The organism is Brevundimonas mediterranea (genome assembly GCF_011064825.1).
GTDB classification, from domain to species: Bacteria; Pseudomonadota; Alphaproteobacteria; order Caulobacterales; family Caulobacteraceae; genus Brevundimonas; species Brevundimonas mediterranea_A.
Window position 1 is genome coordinate 2,163,329 of the sequence record NZ_CP048751.1, and the last position, 20,676, is coordinate 2,184,004.

General features: G+C 68.0%; 17 protein-coding genes, 1 tRNA gene and 1 pseudogene. 9 read left to right on the forward strand and 10 right to left on the reverse strand.

Annotated elements, in window-relative coordinates; translation table 11 throughout:
- The first annotated feature begins 1 nt into the window (after position 1).
- From GYM46_RS10635 to GYM46_RS10660, 6 genes are all read left to right on the forward strand, one after another.
- Positions 2-391 (forward strand): response regulator, encoded by a 390-nt coding sequence (locus GYM46_RS10635; protein WP_008262387.1) that lies wholly within the window; start codon positions 2-4, stop codon positions 389-391.
- Complete coding sequence (locus GYM46_RS10640) at positions 388-933, forward strand: chemotaxis protein CheD (protein WP_008263088.1); 546 nt, start codon at positions 388-390, stop codon at positions 931-933. Before GYM46_RS10635 ends, GYM46_RS10640 begins: the two co-directional genes overlap by 4 nt.
- Positions 933-1,274 carry a hypothetical protein gene (locus GYM46_RS10645; protein ID WP_008258631.1) on the forward strand — a complete coding sequence of 114 codons (342 nt, stop codon included), beginning with the start codon at positions 933-935 and terminating at the stop codon, positions 1,272-1,274. The genes GYM46_RS10640 and GYM46_RS10645 overlap by 1 nt, the downstream gene beginning before the upstream one ends.
- A gap of 4 nt (positions 1,275-1,278) precedes the next feature.
- Positions 1,279-1,872, forward strand: coding sequence for a response regulator (locus GYM46_RS10650; protein ID WP_008260486.1), 594 nt, complete (start codon positions 1,279-1,281; stop codon positions 1,870-1,872).
- On the forward strand, positions 1,869-2,339 hold the full coding sequence (locus GYM46_RS10655) for a hypothetical protein (protein ID WP_008262327.1): 471 nt from the start codon (positions 1,869-1,871) through the stop codon (positions 2,337-2,339). The genes GYM46_RS10650 and GYM46_RS10655 overlap by 4 nt, the downstream gene beginning before the upstream one ends.
- Before the next feature lie 218 nt (positions 2,340-2,557).
- Positions 2,558-2,634: transfer RNA gene (locus GYM46_RS10660), tRNA-Arg, on the forward strand.
- A 242-nt stretch (positions 2,635-2,876) separates the two neighbouring features.
- On the opposite strand, the gene GYM46_RS10665 is transcribed toward GYM46_RS10660, so the two are convergent.
- A complete protein-coding gene (locus GYM46_RS10665) occupies positions 2,877-4,307 on the reverse strand; it encodes an exonuclease domain-containing protein (protein ID WP_008260823.1) in 1,431 nt (476 codons plus the stop codon).
- 9 nt (positions 4,308-4,316) lie between these two features.
- Positions 4,317-4,682 (reverse strand): ImmA/IrrE family metallo-endopeptidase, encoded by a 366-nt coding sequence (locus tag GYM46_RS10670; protein WP_244304277.1) that lies wholly within the window; start codon positions 4,680-4,682, stop codon positions 4,317-4,319.
- Here GYM46_RS10670 and GYM46_RS16840 point away from each other — a divergent pair.
- Entirely contained in the window at positions 4,575-4,964 is a 390-nt protein-coding gene (locus tag GYM46_RS16840) for a hypothetical protein (protein ID WP_244304282.1), read from the forward strand. The two genes, GYM46_RS10670 and GYM46_RS16840, sit on opposite strands and share 108 nt — an antisense overlap.
- A 105-nt stretch (positions 4,965-5,069) precedes the next feature.
- On the opposite strand, the pseudogene istB reads toward GYM46_RS16840, so the two are convergent.
- From istB to GYM46_RS10685, 3 genes and pseudogenes are all read right to left on the reverse strand, one after another.
- Positions 5,070-5,797 (reverse strand): annotated as a pseudogene (gene istB / locus GYM46_RS10675) (IS21-like element helper ATPase IstB).
- Positions 5,784-7,295 carry an IS21 family transposase gene (gene istA, locus GYM46_RS10680; protein WP_164952576.1) on the reverse strand — a complete coding sequence of 504 codons (1,512 nt, stop codon included), beginning with the start codon at positions 7,293-7,295 and terminating at the stop codon, positions 5,784-5,786. The pseudogene istB and the gene istA overlap by 14 nt, the downstream one beginning before the upstream one ends.
- Before the next feature lie 241 nt (positions 7,296-7,536).
- Positions 7,537-7,812, reverse strand: coding sequence for a metal-sensitive transcriptional regulator (locus GYM46_RS10685; protein ID WP_008260442.1), 276 nt, complete (start codon positions 7,810-7,812; stop codon positions 7,537-7,539).
- A gap of 98 nt (positions 7,813-7,910) precedes the next feature.
- Between GYM46_RS10685 and GYM46_RS10690 the strand changes: the two genes are divergently transcribed.
- Both GYM46_RS10690 and GYM46_RS10695 read left to right on the forward strand, forming a co-directional pair.
- Complete coding sequence (locus GYM46_RS10690) at positions 7,911-10,265, forward strand: heavy metal translocating P-type ATPase (RefSeq protein ID WP_040349770.1); 2,355 nt, start codon at positions 7,911-7,913, stop codon at positions 10,263-10,265.
- Positions 10,266-10,448: 183 nt separating this feature from the next.
- Positions 10,449-12,761, forward strand: a complete 2,313-nt coding sequence (locus GYM46_RS10695) for a PAS domain-containing sensor histidine kinase (protein WP_244304244.1) — start codon at positions 10,449-10,451, stop codon at positions 12,759-12,761.
- A gap of 36 nt (positions 12,762-12,797) precedes the next feature.
- On the opposite strand, the gene GYM46_RS10700 is transcribed toward GYM46_RS10695, so the two are convergent.
- The 5 genes from GYM46_RS10700 to kdpA form a co-directional block, all read right to left on the reverse strand.
- Entirely contained in the window at positions 12,798-13,487 is a 690-nt protein-coding gene (locus GYM46_RS10700; protein WP_008261655.1) for a response regulator, read from the reverse strand.
- Complete coding sequence (locus GYM46_RS10705) at positions 13,487-16,186, reverse strand: sensor histidine kinase (protein WP_008261210.1); 2,700 nt, start codon at positions 16,184-16,186, stop codon at positions 13,487-13,489. The genes GYM46_RS10700 and GYM46_RS10705 overlap by 1 nt, the downstream gene beginning before the upstream one ends.
- The gene (kdpC, locus tag GYM46_RS10710; RefSeq protein WP_040349768.1) at positions 16,187-16,765 is read right to left on the reverse strand and encodes a potassium-transporting ATPase subunit KdpC; all 579 of its coding nucleotides are present in this window, start codon (positions 16,763-16,765) and stop codon (positions 16,187-16,189) included. It abuts the gene before it with no gap.
- A 90-nt stretch (positions 16,766-16,855) separates the two neighbouring features.
- On the reverse strand, positions 16,856-18,850 hold the full coding sequence (kdpB, locus tag GYM46_RS10715; RefSeq protein ID WP_008263018.1) for a potassium-transporting ATPase subunit KdpB: 1,995 nt from the start codon (positions 18,848-18,850) through the stop codon (positions 16,856-16,858).
- Between the two features lie 105 nt (positions 18,851-18,955).
- Positions 18,956-20,665 (reverse strand): potassium-transporting ATPase subunit KdpA, encoded by a 1,710-nt coding sequence (gene kdpA / locus GYM46_RS10720; RefSeq protein WP_008261543.1) that lies wholly within the window; start codon positions 20,663-20,665, stop codon positions 18,956-18,958.
- Between the last annotated feature and the right edge of the window lie 11 nt (positions 20,666-20,676).

The window sequence follows — 20,676 nt, forward strand, 5'->3', positions numbered from 1 at the left end:
CATGCCCGCCGCCGCCTCTCTCCACTGCCTGGTCGTCGATGATCAGATGACGATGCGCTCGCTGGTTCGCACCAGCCTGCAACAACTGGGCGTGCGCGAGATCCGCGAAGCCGCCGACGGTGAAATCGCCCTGCGCGACATCATTTCCAAGCCCGCGCACCTGATCATCTCCGACTACAACATGCCGAACCTGGACGGACTGGGCCTGCTGCGCGCCGTGCGCGCCCACCCGCCGACGTCCAAGACCGCCTTCATCATGCTGACCGGCCGCGCCGACCGCGAACTGGTGCAGCGGGCGGTGCAGTTCGGCGTCAACAACTATCTGGTCAAACCCTTCACGGTGGCCCAACTGAAGGGCAAGCTGGAAGCCGTCTTCGGTCCGCTGACATGAGTTTCTCGGCCCTCAAGGACAACAAGGAAAAACGACTGCACGTCGGCCAGGGCGAGCATCATATCACGTCCGACCCGGACGTGGTCCTCAGCACCATTCTGGGCTCCTGCGTGGCCATGTGCCTGCGCGATCCGGTCGCCGGGATCGGCGGGATGAACCACTTCCTGCTGCCCGAGGGATCCGGCGCGGGAACTGACGCGGGGCGTCGCTACGGCGCCTATGCGATGGAGCTTCTGATCAACGACTTGCTGAAGGCCGGCGGACGCCGCGAGCGGCTGGAGGCCAAGCTGTTCGGCGGCGGGCGGATGTTCGACAGTCTGCGCGACGTCGGCCGTTCCAACGCCGACTTCGCCGAGAAATTCCTGCGTGACGAAGGCATTCCCGTGGTGGGCGGCAGCCTGCGCGGGGACGGCGGACGCCGCCTGCACTACTGGCCGGTGACCGGCAAGGCCATGCAGCGCGCCGTCACCGACACCGTCGCGCCCAAGCCCGTCCCCGTCGTTCGGCCCCCCGTCGATACGGGCGCCCTGGAGCTCTTCTGATGCACGCCCCTCCCGAACACGCCCACCTCCTGGTCGCCGTCGCCGACGAGCTGATGCGTGTGCGCGAGGGGATCGATCACGTCGAGGCCCTGGTCAGCCGTCTGGTGCGGCGCGCGCCGGCGGAGGATCGGGCGGAGGCCCTGACCGAGGCCCAGGCCCTGGACGCCCTGACCCAGAGGCTGGAAGCCCTGTCCGGCGTGTTGAGAATGCTGGGCGACGGCGCGACACCGGCGGAATCCGTGAGCCGGATCTCCCTGGCCGACATGGCGGTGCGCCTGCGCCCCGCCGCCGGCGTCAAGACGACCGAGGCTGCCGATTCGGGCGACCTCATGCTGTTCTGACGCCGTGCACAAGACGCCGGACAAGATCAATCTGGCGCATTCGACGGTTCTGCTCGTCGATGATCAGCCGACCTCGCTCGATCTTCTGAGTTCGATCGTTCAGGGGTTCGGAGTTCGCGAACAGCTGAAGTGTCCCTCGGCCAAGGATGCGGTCGAACTGGTGCAGCGCCGGTCCGTCGACCTGATCCTGATCGACTGCGCCATGCCCGAGATGGACGGCTACGATTTCGTCCGCTGGCTCAGGCGAGAGGCGTCCGAGCCGATCCGCTTCACGCCCGTCATCATGATCCTGGGCCACGCCGCCCGCGCCCTGGTCGCCAAGGGGCGCGACTGCGGCGCCAGCTTCATCGTCGCCAAACCCCTGACTCCGGCGGTCCTGCTGAAGCGGATCATCTGGCTGGGCGGCGAAACGCGCCAGTTCGTCGAAGTCGAAAACTACGTCGGACCCGATCGCCGCGTGCGCAACTATGGTCCCCCGCCCGGGGAGGAAGGCCGCCGCCAGACCGACCTGTCGGGTGAACTGGGCGAGGCCGTCGAGGCCAATATGGATCAGGACGATATCGACATGCTGTTGAAGCCGATGAAGGTGGCCCTGTGACCGCAGATGCGACCCCGCCCCGTCTCCGAAACGTCCAGACGTCGCTTCAGCGCCAGATGGCGCGCCCAGGCGGCGTGCCCATCGCGGACGCCGTCGCGCGCGCCGAAGAGGGGCTGGGGGAACAGCGCGGCCGGACCTTGCTGGTGCTTCAGGACAAGGTCGACGCCCTGAACCGCCTGTGCGCCGACCGCCCGGCCGGCGCCGACGGCGAGGTCTACGCCCTGGCGTCGGCCCTGGTCGACATGTCCGGCTTCATGGAGATCCCGCCCTTCTATGCGGCGGCCTACAGCCTGTGCGACGCCGCCCACCGGATGGCCGCCGCCGACGCCTGGTCCTGGCCCGAGGTTCAGGTCCACGCCCGCGCCCTGAGCCTGATCCTGGCGAACGACTGCCAGGGCGGCGAGGCCGTCGATCAGATGCTGGCGGGTCTGCGCGCCGTGGCCGAACAGGCCGTGCACCCCGGTTAACGCCGCCCTTCCCGAATCCGGAACAGGGGCGAAACGAATCAGGACCGAATCGGACACAGGCCTCGATTCGCGATTTGTTCACCGCAAGATATTGTATCTTAAGATATATTAACCACAACCGGATCGTTGCGGCAAGGTCCCGGTCCAGGACCGAAATCGCACATCGACCCCCGCCCCATCTTTCCCCCCGCCCGACGAACCGCTAGGTCATCCCGCGTGGCCCCGTAGCTCAGCCGCATAGAGCAAGGCTTTCCTAAAGCCGAGGTCGGAGGTTGGAGTCCTCCCGGGGTCGCCATGTTTTTGTTGAGACCACTTAGAACTGGCTCAAAACCAGCTAAGAGTGGCGCAACATGGGAATGGCTCGCACGCATCTGGGGTCTGAAATGCGCCGCGAGCAGACTTTCGATCGCCGCCACAAAGCGGACCTTCGCTTTCGCACTCCTTGGACGAAGTTCCCGACCGTGGCGCCCGACACGTCTCTTAGGAAGGCATGGATTAGGTTGTGTTGGACTCTGGAGTCGCCGACGGGACCGTCCGTTACACCTGCGGCCTAGCGCCCAGTCGCGGGCGCAGCGTATCCACGAACGCCTCGACCCTCGCAATACGAGTATCGAGCCAGACGCCGTAGTCTTTGAGAAGGGCTTCGGCATCTGCCACGCCAGACGCGACTAGTTCAGCAGCCAGCGTTCGGGCCGCTGGCATCGTCAGCGGTCCGTTCTTGTCAATCAGAAGGCGTTCAGCAAGATCAGCGTCCGCCGCCCGTCGGTCATTTCCTATAAAAGCAGACCGGTGCTCCATATGGAGAAGCCTGCGGCCAAATGTCCGCAGGCGCACATCGGCGAAGCTATCTACAATCTCACGCTGACGAATCTTCGGCGCTCCGTGGAAGTCCGCCATCAGCCGCAGGTCGTCATCGTCCGGAAACCGGTCGTAGAGCTGCAGTTCTACGTGGGGCGAGAGCGGACTGTTTGCCCAGCGGGCCGCTTGAGCCTCAATGATTCTCGAACTGAGCTCTGGATTAGCCTGGAGCCACTCGGCACGTCTTTCGGCCTCATCGACATCGCCCAGCGCCCAGTCCTCCGGAGCATCCCAGCTCATCGCGATCGCCGGGGCGGCGTTGGTTTTCAGACGCCGCAGGGGCCCCTCGCGCTGAGAGATTAAGGCAGCGAGGTCGTCGGTCTGTAGTTGAACAGCTTCGGCCGGATCTGAGGCCAAGTCCCAACATAGCCGCCCATTAGGATTTCCCGCCTCCGGGCCCAAGCAGGCGACGACTCGGTGCGACGCCTCGAACCCGTAAAATTCAGTCAGAATGAATAGCGGCTCAGACGCCACGAGATCGGCGACGGCCGCCTTATTCGAGGTTCGGATCGCCCGGCTCCAGATTTCGGGGGCCTCAGAAGCTACGCGCCGACACAGCGCAAGCGTCATCTGGGCGTCGGCCATGGCGTCGTGTGCAGCGTCGACATTCAGACCGTTGGCCGCCGCGACCGCCTCTAGGCGAAAGGTCTTCCGACCGTCGGCGGCGAGGGGCAGGGTCAAGCAGGCCGAGGCGTCTGCACAGGCGGTCAAGACGATATGCATGGCGTCCGCCCGACCGCAGCCCGGCGTGGAGGTGAGGTAGGCCGGAAAAAGGTTCTGGAAGAAGGCATGCCGCAGCATCTCCTCGTCGAACCGGATTGAATTGTAGCCGATGAAGATTCCCCGGCCCCATCCCGACAGCCGCCTTCGGATCTCCCGCACCATGTCGTAGTGGGAGGGGAGGCTGAGGTCCGTAAGCCGCTCGATCGACAGGCGATTGGCCAGCATCGCCTTGGGGTGGGGGACTACATGGGGCTGAAGCCGACAGCGCAGCTCGAAGCGATCCAGCTCGTTCAGATCACCGTCCGTATGGATCGCCGCAAACTGGACGATTTGATCGAAGCCTTTACTTAGCCCCGTCGTTTCTGTGTCGTAGAAGACGAAGCCCAAGCGAGACCCTCAGGACCACAGGCGGTAGCGGACCACCGCCGTGCTTACGCGGAACCGGCGCGCGAGCGAGTTGACCTTTTCGTCATCCTCGAGGTCCAGGCCCTCGGCGTCGACCAAGGGTTCGAGCAGAAACTGGGGCATGAGGAACTCCGCCGCAAAGGCGTTGGCTTCAACTTCTCGCCAATCCGTGCCTTCGGAGGCCAGACGGTCACGGTTCAGAACCCGAAATCCCCGATCCAAGTGAACCGTCTCTCGAAGGATATCGTCGTGAAGCCGGTGGTGGGCGAACTCGTGAGCGAGCGTGAACCGTTGCCGATTGGGGTGGTGAAGCGCGTTGACCCCGATGATCCCCACGCCATCCTTGATAAACGCCATGCCCGAGAGATCATCGGCCAAGGGGGCGTGCTGGAGAACGATGCCCGCCGCCCTGATTATCCTCTCGACGGGCACCGGGGCGGAGCGAACCTTGGCCGCAGCGAGGAGACGTCCCGCGTTCTGACGCGCCTCGGCGACATCCGGCCGCTTCATGACCGAGGCCGGGAGATGGCCATCGCCGCGGCGATCATGCTTGAGATTTGCGCCTTGGCCGTTGCGCTGACTGTCAATCGGCGTCTAAAAGGGACCCCCTATCGGCGTGCAATAGGGACCCCCTTTTGAGGTTCGGGATGGACGTCACGAGCGCACCGCTTGCGAGGGTTGGGGCGTAGGGAGGGCGTAGCCCGACCGGAGGCTCAACCCTCGCCTGGCGTTCTTCGTGGAGGGTTAGCTGCGGTGTTTGAAGCGCCAGCTGTCGTTGCCGGTCTCGACGATGTCGCAGTGGTGGGTGATGCGGTCGAGCAGGGCCGTGGTCATCTTGGGATCGCCGAACACGGTCGGCCATTCGCCGAAGGCGAGGTTGGTCGTGACGATCACCGAGGTCCGCTCGTAGAGCTTGCTGATCAGGTGGAACAGCAGCTGGCCGCCCGAGCGGGCGAACGGCAGGTAGCCAAGCTCGTCGAGGACCACGACGTCGAGGCGGCAGAGGTGAGCAGCCAGCGCACCGGCCTTGCCCAGGCGGGTCTCCTCCTCGAGGCGGTTCACCAGGTCGACGGTGTTGAAGTACCGGCCACGCGCCCCGGCCCGCACGACGTTGGCGATGATGGCGGTGGCCAGGTGGGTCTTGCCCGTGCCGGTCCCGCCGACCAGCACGATGTTGCGCCGGTTCGCCAGGAAGGCGCCGCTGTGAAGCGAGCGCACCAGCCCTCGTTGATCGGCGTGTCGTCGAACACGAAGGCGTCGAGGTCCTTCACGGCGGGCAGCCTGGCCGCCGCCATCCGGTAACGGATGGAAGCCGCATGCCGGTGGGTCGTCTCGGCGCGCAGCAGGTCGGCGAGGATCTCCATGGTCGTGCGCTTGCGCTGCAGGCCCGTGGTGACCGCCTCGTCGAAGGCTCCGGCCATGCCCTTGAGGCCCAGGCCGGTCAGGGCCGCCATCATCTCATGCCGCTGCATGCATGCCTCGCAAGCTGTCGTAGCGGTCGCAGTCCGCCAGAGGCGGATGCCGCAGCGCCAGGTCATCGGGCGTGACGATGCTCAGCGGCCGGGGCGGTTCGCGCCGGCGCGCCAGGATGTTGAGGATGACGTCGTCGCTGACGGTCCCGGCGGCGAGCGCCTCGCGCGCCGCGGCCTCGACCGGCTCCAGGCCGTCTTCCAGCACCGCCGCCAGAACCCGCACGAACCGGCGATCGGCTTCGTCGCCCGCACCCAGCTTGCGCCTCAGGCGGGCCAGCCCCGGCGGCAACTCCCAGTCCTGGAACGGCGCGCCATTGCGCAGGGCTCCGGGCTTGGTCGCCAGCACCGGGAGGTAGTGCCAGGGATCGTAGAGGGTCCGGTCACGACCGAAGAACCGGCGATGGTCGGCGACGACCTCACCCTCGCAGCGCACGACGATCCGGTCGGCATAGGCGCGGACCTGCACCGTACGGCGCCCGGCCTTCGCCATCACCGAGTAGCGGTTACGGTCGAAGCTGATCAGGCAGGTCCCCGTCACCGCGTGCTCGCTCTCGTGGAAGCCGTCGAACGGGCCCAGCATCGGCTGCAGCGCCGGCCGCTCGGCGGCCAGGGCCTGAGCAACCGTCAGCTCTTTCTGCTCGGGGTGCTGACGCAGCTCGCCCCAGCGCCGGCACTCCGCCTCCAGCCAGCCGTTCAGCTCCTCCAGGCTGGTGAAGCGCAGGCGCGGCTGGAAGAACCGTCCCCGGGCCGTCTGGACCTGGTGTTCGACCTGGCCCTTCTCCCAGCCCGCCGCCGGGGAGCAGGCCGTCGGCTCCACCATGTAGTGGCTCGCCATGACCAGGAAGCGCCGGTTGAACACCCGGTCCTTGCCCGTGAACACCGTCGTCACCGCCGTCTTCATGTTGTCGTAGATCCCGCGCGTCGGCACGCCGCCGAAGAAGGCGAACGCCCGCGCATGCGCGTCGAACAGCATCTCCTGGGTCTCGCGCGGATAGGCCCGAACATAGATCGCCCGCGAGGCGCACAGCCGCATGTGCGCCACCTTCACCCGCATCGGCTTGCCCGCGATCTCCACGTCCTCGTGGCTCCAGTCGAACTGGTAGGCCTCGCCCGGCCGGAACATCAGCGGGATGAACGATGGCGCGTCCGCCACGCCCCGGCGTCGCTTCAGCCGCCACCCCGCCGCGTAGCGCCGGACCGCGTCGTACGACCCGTCGAACCCCTCGCGCACCAGCAGGTCATGAACCCGCGTCATCCGCAGCTTCTCGCGCCGCGGCCGCGCCTCGTCCTCTTCCAGCAGCTCATCGAGCCTGGCCTGGAACGGCGCCAGCCTCGGCAACGGCTGCACCGCCCGCCGATAGGCGAACTCCGCATCCGGCTCCCGGATCGCCTTGCGCACCACCTTGCGCGACAATCGAAGGTCACGCGCGATCGCCTTGATCGCCTTCCCGGACGCAAACTCGCGCCGAATCCTCAACACCGTCTCCAACACCAACATCCCGAACTCGCCGCCTGACATCCGCCAAGCCGCCACCGTTAGACCTCAGGAATGAGGGGTCCTTATTCGACGCCGATCACACCGCTAACGGGGTCCCTTTTCCACGCCGATCCACAGTCCCCCCTTCCAAGGACCGGACTCTAGCGCCGCGTGGAGGAAATTCTCACGGGCACGTCAACGTCGCCGTAGGGGCTCCGCCCGGATCATGGCGTCGGGCCAGAAGATCCGCACTCCGTCCGACCTATCGACCGGCGCGAGCCAAGAGTTCGATTAGCTCGCCGGCCTTGGCCTTTCGATCCTCAGGATCGTCACCTGTCATGGCTCCCATGACGCAGTGGTCGAGGTGGTCCCTCAACACTTCCGTCTCCACGCGAAGGAGCGCTGCGCGGACGGCCCGCAACTGGGTGAGCAGGTCGATGCAGTAGCGGTCCTCGTCGACCATGCGGGCGATGCCCCGCACCTGGCCTTCGATCCGGCTCAGCCGGTTAAGGATTTTGGGCTTCGTATCGATTTGCATGCGGCTTCGCTCCAGAGTGTCTGTATACCCCATGCGGGTATCTTGCTCCATACCCCCTACAGGTATATTCGAGGCGCTTGGATCAGCCGGAGAGCGTCATGTCCACTCATCCTCACGGTCGCGCCGCAGGTCGCTCCTGCTGCTCGGCGGAACCCTCCGCGGGATCGGTCGCGCTAAAGGATCCGGTCTGCGGGATGTCGGTTGATGCAAAGACGACCGCTCACCGGGCCAGCCATGACGAGCAGGACTATTTCTTCTGCTCGGCAGGGTGCCGAACCCGATTCGTGGCGGATCCACAGCGCTATCTGAAGCCTGCTTCGGAGCCCGCCCCCGCCATTCCGGGCGTGATCTACACCTGCCCCATGCATCCGGAAATCCGGCAGGAGGGTCCGGGGTCCTGCCCGATCTGCGGCATGGCGCTCGAGCCTGAAACCGTCGCCGCCGAAGCGCCGCCCAATCACGAACTGATCGACTTCACCCGCCGCTTCTGGATCGGTCTGATTCTGACCCTGCCGGTCTTCGCGCTGGAGATGGGCGCCCATCTGACGAACCTGCACATGCTCATCCCCGGCCGGCTGTCGAACGGGATCCAATTCGTTCTGGCCACGCCGGTCGTCCTGTGGTGCGGCCTGCCCTTCTTCCAGCGCGGCTGGACCTCGCTGCGCACGCGCCGGCTGAACATGTTCACCCTGATCTCGATGGGGGTCGGGGTCGCATGGCTTTACAGCATCGTGGCCGTCGTAGCGCCATGGCTGTTCCCGCCCGCCTTCCTCAAGGCCGACGGGAGCGCGCCGGTGTATTTCGAGGCGGCGGCGGTCATCACGGTGCTGGTCCTCGTCGGACAGATCCTGGAACTTCGCGCCCGCGAGCAGACGTCGGGGGCGATCCGGGCCTTGCTGGATCTCACGCCCAAGACCGCGCGAAGGGTCCGGGCGGACGGCGTTGACGAGGATGTCTCGCTCGACCTGATCACTGTCGGCGACTCCCTGCGGGTCCGCCCCGGTGAGAAAGTCCCGGTGGACGGCGAAATCCTGGATGGCCGTATCGCCGTCGACGAGTCGATGGTGACCGGCGAGTCCATGCCGGTGACCAAGGAGGTCGGCGACCGGGTCGTCGCCGGCGCCCTGAACAAGACCGGATCCTTCATCATGCGCGCCGACAAGGTCGGGGCCGACACCCTGCTGGCGCAAATCGTCCAGATGGTCGCTCAGGCCCAACGCAGCCGCGCGCCGATCCAGCGGCTGGCCGACACGGTATCTGGATGGTTCGTTCCGACGGTGATCACAATCGCCCTGCTGGCCGCCGCCGTCTGGGGGCTGGTCGGGCCGGAGCCCCGGCTGTCCTATGCCCTGGTCGCCGCTGTCTCGGTCCTGATCATCGCCTGTCCCTGTGCGCTCGGTCTCGCGACCCCCATCTCGATTATGGTAGGGGTCGGACGAGGCGCGCGCGCCGGGGTCCTGATCAAGAACGCTGAAGCGCTGGAGCGCTTCGAAAGGGTCGACACCCTGATCCTCGACAAGACCGGCACCCTGACCGAGGGACGCCCGTCCGTGACAGCGATGGTGATCGCCAAAGGCTTCGACGAAACAGACGTGCTGCGTCTTTCGGCCAGTCTGGAGCGCGGAAGCGAGCACCCCTTGGCGGATGCGATCGTCCAGGCCGCCAAGGACCGCCATCTGCCCCTGTCGGAAGCCGTGGACTTCGACAGTCCGGTGGGACGCGGCGTGCGCGGTGTTGTCGAGGGACGCCAGGTGGCCCTGGGCAACACCCGGTATCTCGGTGAGCTTTCGATCGACGTCTCCACGCTGGAGCCGAAGGCGGACGCACTCCGGAACGACGGCGCCACGGCCATTTTCGTGGCCATCGACGGCAAGGCCGCCGGGGTCCTCGGCATCGCCGACCCGGTCAAGGCCACCACGTCGGCCGCGATCCTCGCGCTGAAGGCGGCCGGTCTGAGACTGGTCATGATGACCGGGGACAACCGAACCACGGCCGAAGCCGTGGCGCGACGCCTCGGGATCGACGAGGTCCATGCCGAGGTCCTGCCGCAGGACAAGGCGTCGGTGGTTCAGCAGCTTCGCTCACAGGGCCGCATCGTCGCCATGGCCGGAGATGGGGTCAACGACGCCCCGGCTCTCGCAGCCGCCGATGTCGGCGTCGCCATGGGCGCGGGCTCGGATGTGGCGATCGAGAGCGCGGGCGTAACCCTGTTGAGCGGCGATCTGCAAGGCATAGTCCGGGCGCGGCGTCTGTCGCGAGCGGTCATGGGGAACATCCGGCAAAACCTGATCTTCGCCTTCGGTTACAATGCGCTCGGCATCCCGGTCGCGGCCGGCCTGCTGTATCCCGTCTTCGGCTGGCTGCTCTCGCCCGCTCTTGCAGCGCTCGCCATGGCGCTCTCTTCGGTCAGCGTCATCGGCAATGCGCTGAGGCTGCGCGCGGTGAAGCTCTAGGCGGCCTGAGAATTCAGAAAGCATTAACCAAGCCTCGACAGGAATCCGCGACGCAGCCTAGATTCCCCCTGTAGCTGATTTGGTCGGGAGAGCGCCTTGCGGGGCATGGAGCGGCGGCAAGACAAGCGAGGCCGACGCGCCACCGACAGGGCCCCCAGCGCCCCGGCCTGGATGCGCATCGGCGTGCTGGTCCTCGCCCTCGGCTCCACCGGATACGTGCTGTTGATGTCGCGAGACGCGACACGCCCTGCCCGCGAAGCCCATCGCCTCCAGAACGAGAACCTGTCGTTGAGCGCCCAGCTCGCCGCCAGCCGGACCGCCGCCCTGATGCAGGCCGCCCAGACCGGGATCGACGTCGGGACAGCCGCACTGCTGGACGACGCGCTCCCGATGGCCGCCGTCGAGCGGGCGCGCGGCGTCGCGCCGAACGCGGGCTTTTCGGTGATCGGCGCCGACGGCGCGATCCTGGCCAGCCAGGGGCCGGTGCAGTCGCCCGGCGTCCTCGCCCTGACGGGGCCGCAAGCCGGGGGGCGGCGGCTTGAGGCGCGCATTCTCCCGTCCCTGCCCGCCTCTGGCGCGGTCCGGATCGTGTCGAAGACGGGGGTCGTCCTGGCCTCGCCGAACGCCGCCGAGGTCGGCCGGTCCGCAACGCCGCTGATCGGCGTCCAGGCCGGCGACCTGGCGTCCCTGACCACGCCCGTCGCCACCCCGGGGGGCAGGGCGTCGGTCGTGGCGGCGCCGATCACGCCCGACGGTCCCTATGTGGTCGCCTTGCAGAGCGGACCGCCCGCGGGTGCGGCGGGTCTGCTGGGCGAGGCCTGGGTTCTGGCGGCCCCCGTGCTGCTGGGCCTCGGCGTCCTGGCGCTGTTCCTGTTCCAGGGCCTGCGTCGTGCGCGCGCCAGCCGGGAATGGGCCTCGTCGGAAAAACGCTTCCGCATCGCGGTGGAGGCGGCGCGCTGCGGCGTATGGGAATGGGATCTGGACGGCGCCGAAGTGACCCTGTCGGACTATATGGCGACCTTGCTGGGCTTCGAAACCGGCGGCGTCGTGCCGGCTGAAGCCGTGATGGCCCGCATCCACCCGCGCTACCGTGACGAGGTGCAGCATGCATTGCGCCAGGCCACGGCCTATGGCGCCTTCGAGGTCACCTTCCCCGTCCCGGGCGACGGCGGCCGGACCCGCTGGATCGATGCGCGCGGCCAGGCGCGAGGGGCGCGGGGCGAGGCCGGCTTCTCCGCCATCCTGGGCGTCGCCCTGGACATCACCGAGGCCCGCCGGGCCAAGGCCGCCGCCCAGTCCGCCGAAAGCCGTCTGCGCGACGGGGTGGAGAGCATCTCGGACGCCTTCGTCCTGTTTGATCGCCAAGGCCGCCTCATCCTCTGGAACCAGGCGTTCGAGGACGCTTTCGACTTCCAGTCCGGCGTCGTGCGGCGCGGCGCGGCGAAGGAGGAATTGAACCGCATCGCCGCCCTGGCCATCAAGGCCGAACATGCGCCGACGGACGGCCGGGCGGGCCTTCGCGAGGTCGAACTGCACGACGGCCGCTGGCTGCAGTTGTCCGAACGCTTCACCTCGGAGGGCGGCTCGGTGGTCACCGCCGCCGACATCACCGCCATCAAGCGCGAAGAGACCGAACGCCGCCGCGCCGTCGAGGACCTGAGCCGCACCGTGGCCCAGCTCGAAGCCAGCCAGCAGATGCTGTCGCAACTGGCCCGGAAATACGAGATCGCCATGACGCGGGCCGAGGCCGCAAACCAGGCCAAGTCCGAATTCCTGGCCAATATGAGCCACGAACTGCGCACCCCGCTGAACGCCATCAACGGCTTCTCGGAGATCATGGCCGCCGAGCTGTTCGGCCCCATAGGCGAGAAGTACAAGGGCTACGCTGGCGACATCCTGAAGTCGGGCCAGCATCTGCTCAGCCTGATCAACGACATCCTGGACATGGCCAAGATCGAGGCCGGCAAGATGACCCTGCACTACGAGCCCGTCTCGCTGCGGGACGTGTGCGAGGACGCCGCCCGGCTGATGCGCGGCAAGGTTCTGGAGTCCGGCCTGACCCTGGAGATCGAAGCGGGCGACCTGCCGGACATCGAGGCGGACCACCGCGGCGTGAAACAGGTGATGCTGAACCTGATCTCCAACGCCGTTAAGTTCACGCCCGAAGGCGGGACCGTCACCCTGTCTCTGACGCCGTTCAAGGGGGCGGCCGGCGAGGATCGCGTCCGGGTCGCCTGCGCCGACACCGGCATCGGCATCGCGCCTGAACATATGGTCCGTCTGGCGCGGCCCTTCGAACAGGTCGAAGGCCAGCATTCCAAGACCACCCAGGGCACCGGCCTGGGCTTGGCCCTGACCAAGTCGCTGATCGAGATGCATGGCGGCCGGCTGAACATAGAAAGCGAGCCCGGGGTGGGCACGGTGGTCAGTTTCGATCTGCCGACGCGACGTCCCGTCCAGACCGTCCAGCCCATGAAGGCCGCCTTCGCCGCCTGAGCCGCCTGAGCCGCCTGAGCCGCCGACAGCGCGCGATCAGAGTTCGAGCCGGTATCCCACGCTCGGCTCCGTAACGACCAGGGCCGGTTCGGCGGGGTCGGCCTCCAGCTTGTGGCGCAGTTGGCCGATCACGACGCGCAGATACTGGACATCGGCGGCGTGGCCCGCGCCCCAGACGGTCTTCAGCAGGTCGGCGTGGCCCAGCACCTTGCCGGCGTTGCGGGCCAGACAGGCCAGGACTTCGTATTCCTTGGGGCGCAGCTTCACCCGCTCGCCGGCGCGGGTGACGATGCGACGATCCAGGTCGATGACCACCTCTCCGACCGTGACCACGCCGCCCGCCACCGGCGCCAAGCCCCCCTGGCGCAGCCCGGCCCGGATGCGCGCCAGCAGTTCGCCGACCCCGAACGGCTTTTCGACATAGTCGTTGGCGCCCAGGTCCAGGGCCGCGATCTTCTCGGCCTCGCGATCGCGGGCCGACAGGATGATGATCGGCCCCTGGTAGAATTCCCGCGCCCGTCTCAGCACGTCCTTGCCGTCCATGTCGGGCAGGCCCAGGTCCAGCACCACGGCGTCGGGGCTCCACAATGCGATGGCGCGCAGGCCTTCCTGACCACTGTCGGCGCGGCGGGGTTCGTAGCCGGCGGCGTCCAGGGCGGGCGACAGGAAGCGGTGGATCTGGGGCTCGTCGTCGATGACGAGGACCTGGGGGCGGACGGCAGGCATCACAGCAGATCCGGATGGGTGGCGATGGATTTGGGCAGGCTGATCAGGATGCGCGTGCCCCGCTTGCCGCCGTCGGGTCCGTCCTGGATCGGGCTGGCGGCGGCGATGCGGCCGCGCATGGCCTCGACGAAGCCCTTGGCGATAGCCAGACCCAGGCCGGCCCCCTGGACTCTGTCGGGGGCGCGGTCGGTCGAATCCTCCATGCGGCGGAACTTGTCGAACACCCGTTCCAGCTCGGCCGTGGGTATGCCGCGCCCCTCGTCCTCGATGGAGATGACGACGGAGCCCCGGTCCTCATAGGCCGCCAGTTCGATGGTCGTCCCGTCGGGACTATAGGCGATGGCGTTTTCAAGAATATTGACCACCGCCTGTTCCAGCAGACCGGGGTCGGCTTCCACCATGCTGAGCTGGGGCGGGAAGTCGCGGGTGATCCGACGTCGCCCCAGGCGGCGCGACACCCGGTCGGCGGCGGCGTTCAGGGCGTCGCGCACATCGGTCCAGTCGGTGCGGACGTTCAGCCCGCCGCCCTCCAGCCGGGTCATGTCCAGCAGGTCGCCGACATAGCGCGACAGGCGTTCAGCCTCCTCGCGGATGCTGAGCAGCAGGTCGTCGCGGACCTCGGGCTTCAGGGTCGCCCCATAGTCGATCAGGGTGGTGGCCGAGCCCAGCACGGTCGACAGGGGCGTGCGCAGATCGTGGCTGACCGAGTTCATCAGGGCGGCGCGGAACCGGTCGGCGCGACGCAGGGTCTCGCTCTCCAGCGCCTGTCCGGCCAGATCGGCCCGCTCCAGCGCCACGGCGCCCTGATCCAGCAGGGCCAGGGCCAGCCGCTCCTCGTCCGAGCCCGCCGCCACGGCCGAGGCGTCGATCCCCGCCACGCCGGCGCGACCGCGCACGCCTTGCAGGGGCTGAAACCGCCAGCGGGTCTGCGGCAGGGTGCCGGTGCCGTGACCCGTGACCTCGCCGTGGGTCCAGGCCCAGCGGGCCGCGGCCATGGCGTCGGCGCCCAGGACCACGCCCTCGGGGCTGGCGGCCGTCAGGACGATGTCGTCGCCGTCCGGCAGCAAGACCACCGCCCCGGCCCCGGCGGCGGCCGAGGCCTGTTCGGCCAGGCTTCGGGCGGTCGTCGCACGATCCTGGGCCGCCGACAGGGTCTGGCTGGCGGCCAGCAGGGCAGAGACGGCGGCGGCGCGACGCTGGGCCGCGCGGGCCTGTTCGCGCACCCGCCCGGCCAGGGCGCCCGTGCCCAGGGCGACGGCCCAGAACAGCAAAAGTGTGAGGAAGTCCGTCGGCGAACCGATCAGGAAACTGTAGCGCGGCTGAAGGAACAGGAAGTTGTAGGTCAGGAAGGCCAGGGTCGCCGCTACGAGAGCGGGCCGCAGCCCGTTCAGCACCCCCGCCGCCACAACGGCGGCCAGATAGATGACGCCCAGATCGACCCGCTCGAACCGCGTGTCCAGCAACAGGGCGACGCCGGTCGCGGCCCCGACGAAACCCGCGCCGGCGGAATAGGGACGCCAGTCCAGACCAGGCCGGAGACCGGACCTGATCGTCGGCTCGGGCGCCGACCCATCGCCTTCGGTCACGACATGGACGGCCACGCCCTGGGCCTTGCGCAGCAGTTCGATGGCCAGCGCCCGGCCGGTCCATTCGGCGAGGCGGCCGCCCCGCGTCTTGCCGATGACGATCTGGGTGACGTTGTTGCGGTGGGCGTGATCCAGGACGGTGCGCACGACGTCGTCGCCGCTCAGCGTCACCGGTCGGCCGCCCAGTTGCTCGGCCAGTTTGAAGGCTTCGGACAGACGGCCGGTTGATCGCGCGTCGGAGCGCGAGCCCGACGGCCGCTCGACGTGGGCCACCGACCAGGGGGCGTCCATCATCATGTCCGACATGCGTCGTCCGGTCCGCACCAGCGACGCGCTCATGGCGTCGCCCCCGACCAGGACCAGGATCCGCTCACCGGCCGCCCACGGCCCCGACACGCCCCGCTCGCGCAGATGGAACAGCAGTTGATCGTCCACCGTCTGGGCCGCGCGGCGCAGGGCCAGTTCGCGCAGGGCCGTCAGATTCTCAAGCTTGAAGAAGTTCTCGGACGCGACCCGCGCCGTTTCGGGCACATAGACCTTGCCCTCGGCCAGGCGGGCGCGAAGGTCCTCGGGCGTGATGTCCACCACCTCGATATCGTCGGCGTCGGTCAGAAGGCTGTCGGGCACCGTCTCGCGCTGACGAACGCCGGTGATCCGCAGGATGACGTCGGACAGGCTTTCCAGATGCTGGATGTTCAGCGTCGTCCAGACATCGACGCCGGCGTCGCGCAGTTCCTCCACGTCCTGCCAGCGTTTCGGATGGCGTGAACCGGGGGCGTTGGAATGGGCGTATTCGTCGACCAGCAGCAGGCCGGGGCGGCGCGCCAGGGCGCCGTCGAGATCGAACTCCATCAGCGATCGGCCGCGATGGTCGATCGGCGCGCGCGGCATGACGTCCAGGCCGCGCAGCAGGCTCATCGTCTCCTTGCGGCCGTGGGTCTCGACCACGCCGACGACGACGTCCAGCCCTTCGGCCTTTCGCCGGCGCGCGGCGCGCAGCATTTCGTAGGTCTTGCCCACGCCGGGCGACATGCCCAGAAACACCTTCAGCCGCCCGCGCTTGCGGCGCGGAACGGCTGAAGTCGCGGGCGTTTCGGCCTCGGTCTCGGGCAATCAGCCCTCCGCGCCGAAACGGGCGTCCAGGGCGCGGTTGGTCAGCAGGACATTGACGCGCGGCTGGCCGACGAAGCCCAGCAGAGCCCCCTGGGTCTGGCCGTCGATGATGGTCTGGACCTGCTGCACGGGGACGCCTCTGGCGCGGGCGATCCGCGCGGCCTGAAGCCGAGCGTAGGCCGGGGACACGTCCGGGTCGAGGCCCGAGGCCGAGGTCGTCACCGCATCGGCGGGGATGCCCCCCGCGCCGTCGTCGGCGCGGATGGCCTGGGCGCTTTCGGCGACGCGGGCCGCCAGATCCGGGTTCAACGGCCCCATGTTGGAGCCCGACGAGACGGCGGCGTCATAGCCGTCGCCCGCCGCCGAGGGACGCGGGTGCAGATAGGTCTCGCCCGCGAAGGCCTGGCCGATCAGGGCCGAGCCAACGACCCGGCCGCCGGCGTCGCGCACCAGACTGCCGCTGGCCTGGCGGGGGAAGACGCTATGGGCGATCCCGGTGACGGCCAGCGGATAGGCCAGCCCCAGCAGGAGGGTGAACAGGGCCATCATCGCGATGGCCGGACGGAACGAATGGACCATGATCGTCGCCTCAGAAGCTGGTTTTCGACGCGGCCGCAGCGCGCATCTTGTTGAGACGATTGTGCATCGGAATATCCCTGGAAACGCGCATCAGGCCAGGCCCAGCGCGGAAATGATGAGGTCGATCAGCTTGATGCCCACGAACGGGGCGATCAGGCCGCCGAGGCCGTAGATCAGCAGGTTGCGACCCAGGAGAGCGCTGGCGCCGATGGCCCGGTATTTGACGCCCTTCAGCGCCAGCGGGATCAGGGCGACGATGACCAGGGCGTTGAAGATCACCGCCGACAGGATGGCGCTCTCGGGACTGTGCAGACGCATCACGTTCAGCGCGCCCAGCGCCGGCAGCGAGACCACGAACATCGCCGGGATGATGGCGAAATACTTGGCCACGTCGTTGGCGACCGAGAAGGTTGTCAGGGCGCCGCGCGTGATCAGCAATTGCTTGCCGACCTCGACGATCTCGATGACCTTGGTCGGGTCGCTGTCCAGATCGACCATATTGCCGGCCTCGCGGGCGGCCTGGGCGCCGGTCTGCATGGCCACGCCGACGTCGGCCTGAGCCAGGGCAGGCGCATCATTGGCGCCGTCGCCGCACATGGCGACCAGACGCCCCTTGGCCTGTTCGGCCTTGATCAGCCGCATCTTGTCCTCGGGCGTGGCCTCGGCGAGGTAGTCGTCCACCCCCGCCTCCGACGCGATGGCCGCCGCCGTCACCGGATTGTCGCCGGTGATCATGACGGTGCGCAGGCCCATGCGGCGCAGGTCGGCGAAGCGCGCCTTCACCCCCGGCTTGACCACGTCCTTCAGGTGGATGACGCCGACCAGGACGCCGTTCTGGGTGACGGCCAGGGGCGTGCCGCCCGAGCGGGCGATCCGGTCCACGGCCTGACGGAACTCGGCCGGAGCCGCACCATCGGACAGGTTCAGGTCCTTCAGCACCGCATCGACCGCGCCCTTGCGCCAGCTGTCCTTGCCGACGTCCAGGCCTGACTGGCGGGTGACGGCGGTGAAGGGGATGGCGACGGCGCCGGCCGGCTGTTCGACCGAAATGCCCGCGTTGCGGCCCAGTTCGACAATCGAGCGGCCCTCGGGCGTCTCGTCGGCCAGGGACGCCATGACGGCGGCGGCCAGGGCGGCTTCCGGACGCACGCCCGGAACCGGGATGACCTCGGTCGCCATGCGGTTGCCGAAGGTGATGGTGCCGGTCTTGTCGAGCAACAGGGTGTCGACGTCGCCGGCCGCCTCCACCGCACGGCCCGAGGTGGCCAGCACATTGACCTTCAGCAACCGGTCCATGCCGGCGATGCCGACCGCGGACAGCAGGCCCCCGATCGTGGTCGGGATCAGGGTGATGAACAGGGCGCCCAGCACCATCGGATCGATGTTCACGCCCGAATAGGCGCCCAGACCGACCAGGGTCACGACCGCGATCAGAAAGATCAGGGTCAGGCCCGCCAGCAGCACGGCCAGGGCCAGTTCGTTCGGCGTCTTGCGACGGTCCGCGCCCTCGACCATGGCGATCATGCGGTCGAGGAAGGTCGAGCCCGGCTTGGCGGTGATGCGCACCTTGATCCAGTCGGACACCACGGTGGTGCCGCCGGTCACGGCCGAACGGTCGCCGCCGCTTTCGCGGATCACCGGCGCGCTCTCGCCGGTGATGGCGGCCTCGTTGACCGAGGCCACGCCCTCGATGATCTCGCCGTCCGAGGCGATGACATCGCCGGCCTCGACCAGGATGATCGACCCGACCTCGAGCTCGGACGCATTGGTCGGAACCACTGTGCCGGTCTCGGGATCGACGATCAGCTTGGCCTTGGTCGTGACGCGGGTAGCGCGCAGACTGTCGGCCGCCGCCTTGCCCCGCCCTTCGGCGACGCTTTCGGCGACATTGGCGAACAGGACCGTGGCCCACAGCCACAGCGCCAGCTGCACCGCGAACCCCGCCGACTGGCCGCCCACGACCGCCGCGACCGCCGACACCGTGGCCAGCAGGGCCACGATCCAGGTGGTGAAGATGACCGGGTTCTTGACCAGTTTGGCCGGGTTCAGCTTGAGGAAGGCCTCGCCGACGGCGCGACCGATCATCGCCCCGGAGAGACCGCCCGCGATGGGGGTCGAACGACCGCCTTCGCCGGGCTCCCCTCCGCGTGAATCCAATGTGATTTGTGTCATGTCAGGATGTCCGGAGGATCAGGCGCCGGCGACCGCCGCGAGCACCTGGAAGTGCTCGACGATCGGTCCCAGGGCGAGGGCGGGCAGGAACTGCAGGCCGCCGAGGATGAGGATCACGCCGATCAACAGGCCGATGAACAAGCCGTTGTCGGTGGGCAGGGTGCCGGTAGACGCCGCCAGCTTGGGCTTGACCACCAGGCTGCCGGCGATGGCCAGGACGGCGACGGCCGGTATGAACCGTCCGAACAGCATGCCCAGCCCCAGGGTCGTGTTCCACCAGGGGGCGTTGGCGGTCAGACCCGCGAAGGCCGAGCCGTTGTTCGCCGCCGCCGAGGTGTAGGCGTACAGGATCTCGGACAGGCCATGCGGTCCCTTGTTCAGCAGGCCTGCCAGCGCCGTCGGGAACACCGCCGCTACAGCCGAGAAGCCCAGGATGGCCAGCGGCAGAACCAGGACCGCGATCATGGCGAATTGGATCTCGCGCGCCTCGATCTTCTTGCCCAGATATTCCGGCGTACGACCGACCATCAGCCCGGCGACGAAGACCGACAGCAGGGCCATCACCACCATGATGGCGATGCCTGAACCGATGCCGCCCGGCAGGATCTCGCCCAGCTGCATCAGGAACATCTGCAAGGCCCCGCCCAGCGGCATATAGCTGGCGTGCATCGAGTTGACCGAACCGTTCGAGGCGCCGGTCGTCACGACCGACCAGACGGTGGAGGCCGGGGCGCCGAAGCGAACCTCCTTGCCCTCCATGTTCGCCGATGCATCGACGTGGGCGGCGACCAGGGCCGGGGCCGGCTGGGTCTCGATCACATACATGGCCGCGCTGGAGACGCTCAGGATGATCAGGGCCGAGGCGACCAGGGCGCGGATGTCGCGCCCCGCCATGGCTGAGCGGCCGAAGGCGAAGAAGGCGGCCCAGCCCATGACGTTGATCGCCACGGCGGTGATCAGATTGGTCAGGGGCGAAGGGTTCTCGAACGGATGGGCGCCGTTGACGTTGAAGACGCCGCCGCCGTTGATGCCCAACTGCTTGATCGCCACCTGGCTGGCGGCCGGGAACAGCGGCAGGGTCTGGGAGCCGCCCTCGACCGTCGTCGCATGGACGCTGGCGGCCAGGCTCTGGACGATGCCCAGGCCGGACAGCACCACGGCCAACACGAAGGCGGCGGGCAGCAGCACATAGAGGGTGGTCCGCGTCAGATCGGCCCAGAAATTGCCGACCCCCTCGCCGCGATTGGCGACGAAGGCGCGCGCCAGGGCGGCGGCGATGGTGGCGCCGGTCGCGGCCGAGACGAAGTTCTGAACCGTCAGACCCACCATCTGGGTGAAGGTCGACAGGGTCGTCTCGCCGCCATAGCTCTGCCAGTTGGTGTTGGTGACGAAGCTGACGGCGGTGTTGAAGGCCAGGTGCGGCGAGACGCCGGCGAAGCCTTGCGGGTTCATCGGCAGCACGCCTTGCAGACGCAGGATGGCGTACAGCAGGACAAAGCCCGCCGCATTGAAGGCCAGCAGGGCGCCGGCATAGCCCAGCCAGCCCTGGCTGCGCTTCGGATCGACTCCGGCCGCCCGATAGAAGACGGCCTCGACCGGCTTCAGCACCGGATCCAGCCAGGTCCGCTCGCCGTTCCAGACGCGTGACATGTAGACGCCGATGGGCCAGCCGAGCAGAACGGCCAGCCCAAGGGTCAGGGCGATCTCGCCCCATCCTTGAATGTTCATGATTTCAGTCC

Excerpts from the sequence above, each read along its gene's own strand:
- GYM46_RS10635 (WP_008262387.1), top strand. The coding sequence starts at position 2 with ATGCCCGCCGCCGCCTCTCTCCACTGCCTGGTCGTCGATGATCAGATG.
- GYM46_RS10640 (WP_008263088.1), top strand. The coding sequence starts at position 388 with ATGAGTTTCTCGGCCCTCAAGGACAACAAGGAAAAACGACTGCACGTC.
- GYM46_RS10645 (WP_008258631.1), top strand. The coding sequence starts at position 933 with ATGCACGCCCCTCCCGAACACGCCCACCTCCTGGTCGCCGTCGCCGAC.
- GYM46_RS10670 (WP_244304277.1), bottom strand. The coding sequence starts at position 4,682 with ATGGCGTTTATCAAGGATGGCGTGGGGATCATCGGGGTCAACGCGCTT.
- istA (WP_164952576.1), bottom strand. The coding sequence starts at position 7,295 with ATGTTGGTGTTGGAGACGGTGTTGAGGATTCGGCGCGAGTTTGCGTCC.
- GYM46_RS10685 (WP_008260442.1), bottom strand. The coding sequence starts at position 7,812 with ATGCAAATCGATACGAAGCCCAAAATCCTTAACCGGCTGAGCCGGATC.
- GYM46_RS10690 (WP_040349770.1), top strand. The coding sequence starts at position 7,911 with ATGTCCACTCATCCTCACGGTCGCGCCGCAGGTCGCTCCTGCTGCTCG.
- GYM46_RS10700 (WP_008261655.1), bottom strand. The coding sequence starts at position 13,487 with ATGCCTGCCGTCCGCCCCCAGGTCCTCGTCATCGACGACGAGCCCCAG.
- kdpC (WP_040349768.1), bottom strand. The coding sequence starts at position 16,765 with ATGGTCCATTCGTTCCGTCCGGCCATCGCGATGATGGCCCTGTTCACC.
- kdpB (WP_008263018.1), bottom strand. The coding sequence starts at position 18,850 with ATGATCGGTCGCGCCGTCGGCGAGGCCTTCCTCAAGCTGAACCCGGCC.
- kdpA (WP_008261543.1), bottom strand. The coding sequence starts at position 20,665 with ATGAACATTCAAGGATGGGGCGAGATCGCCCTGACCCTTGGGCTGGCC.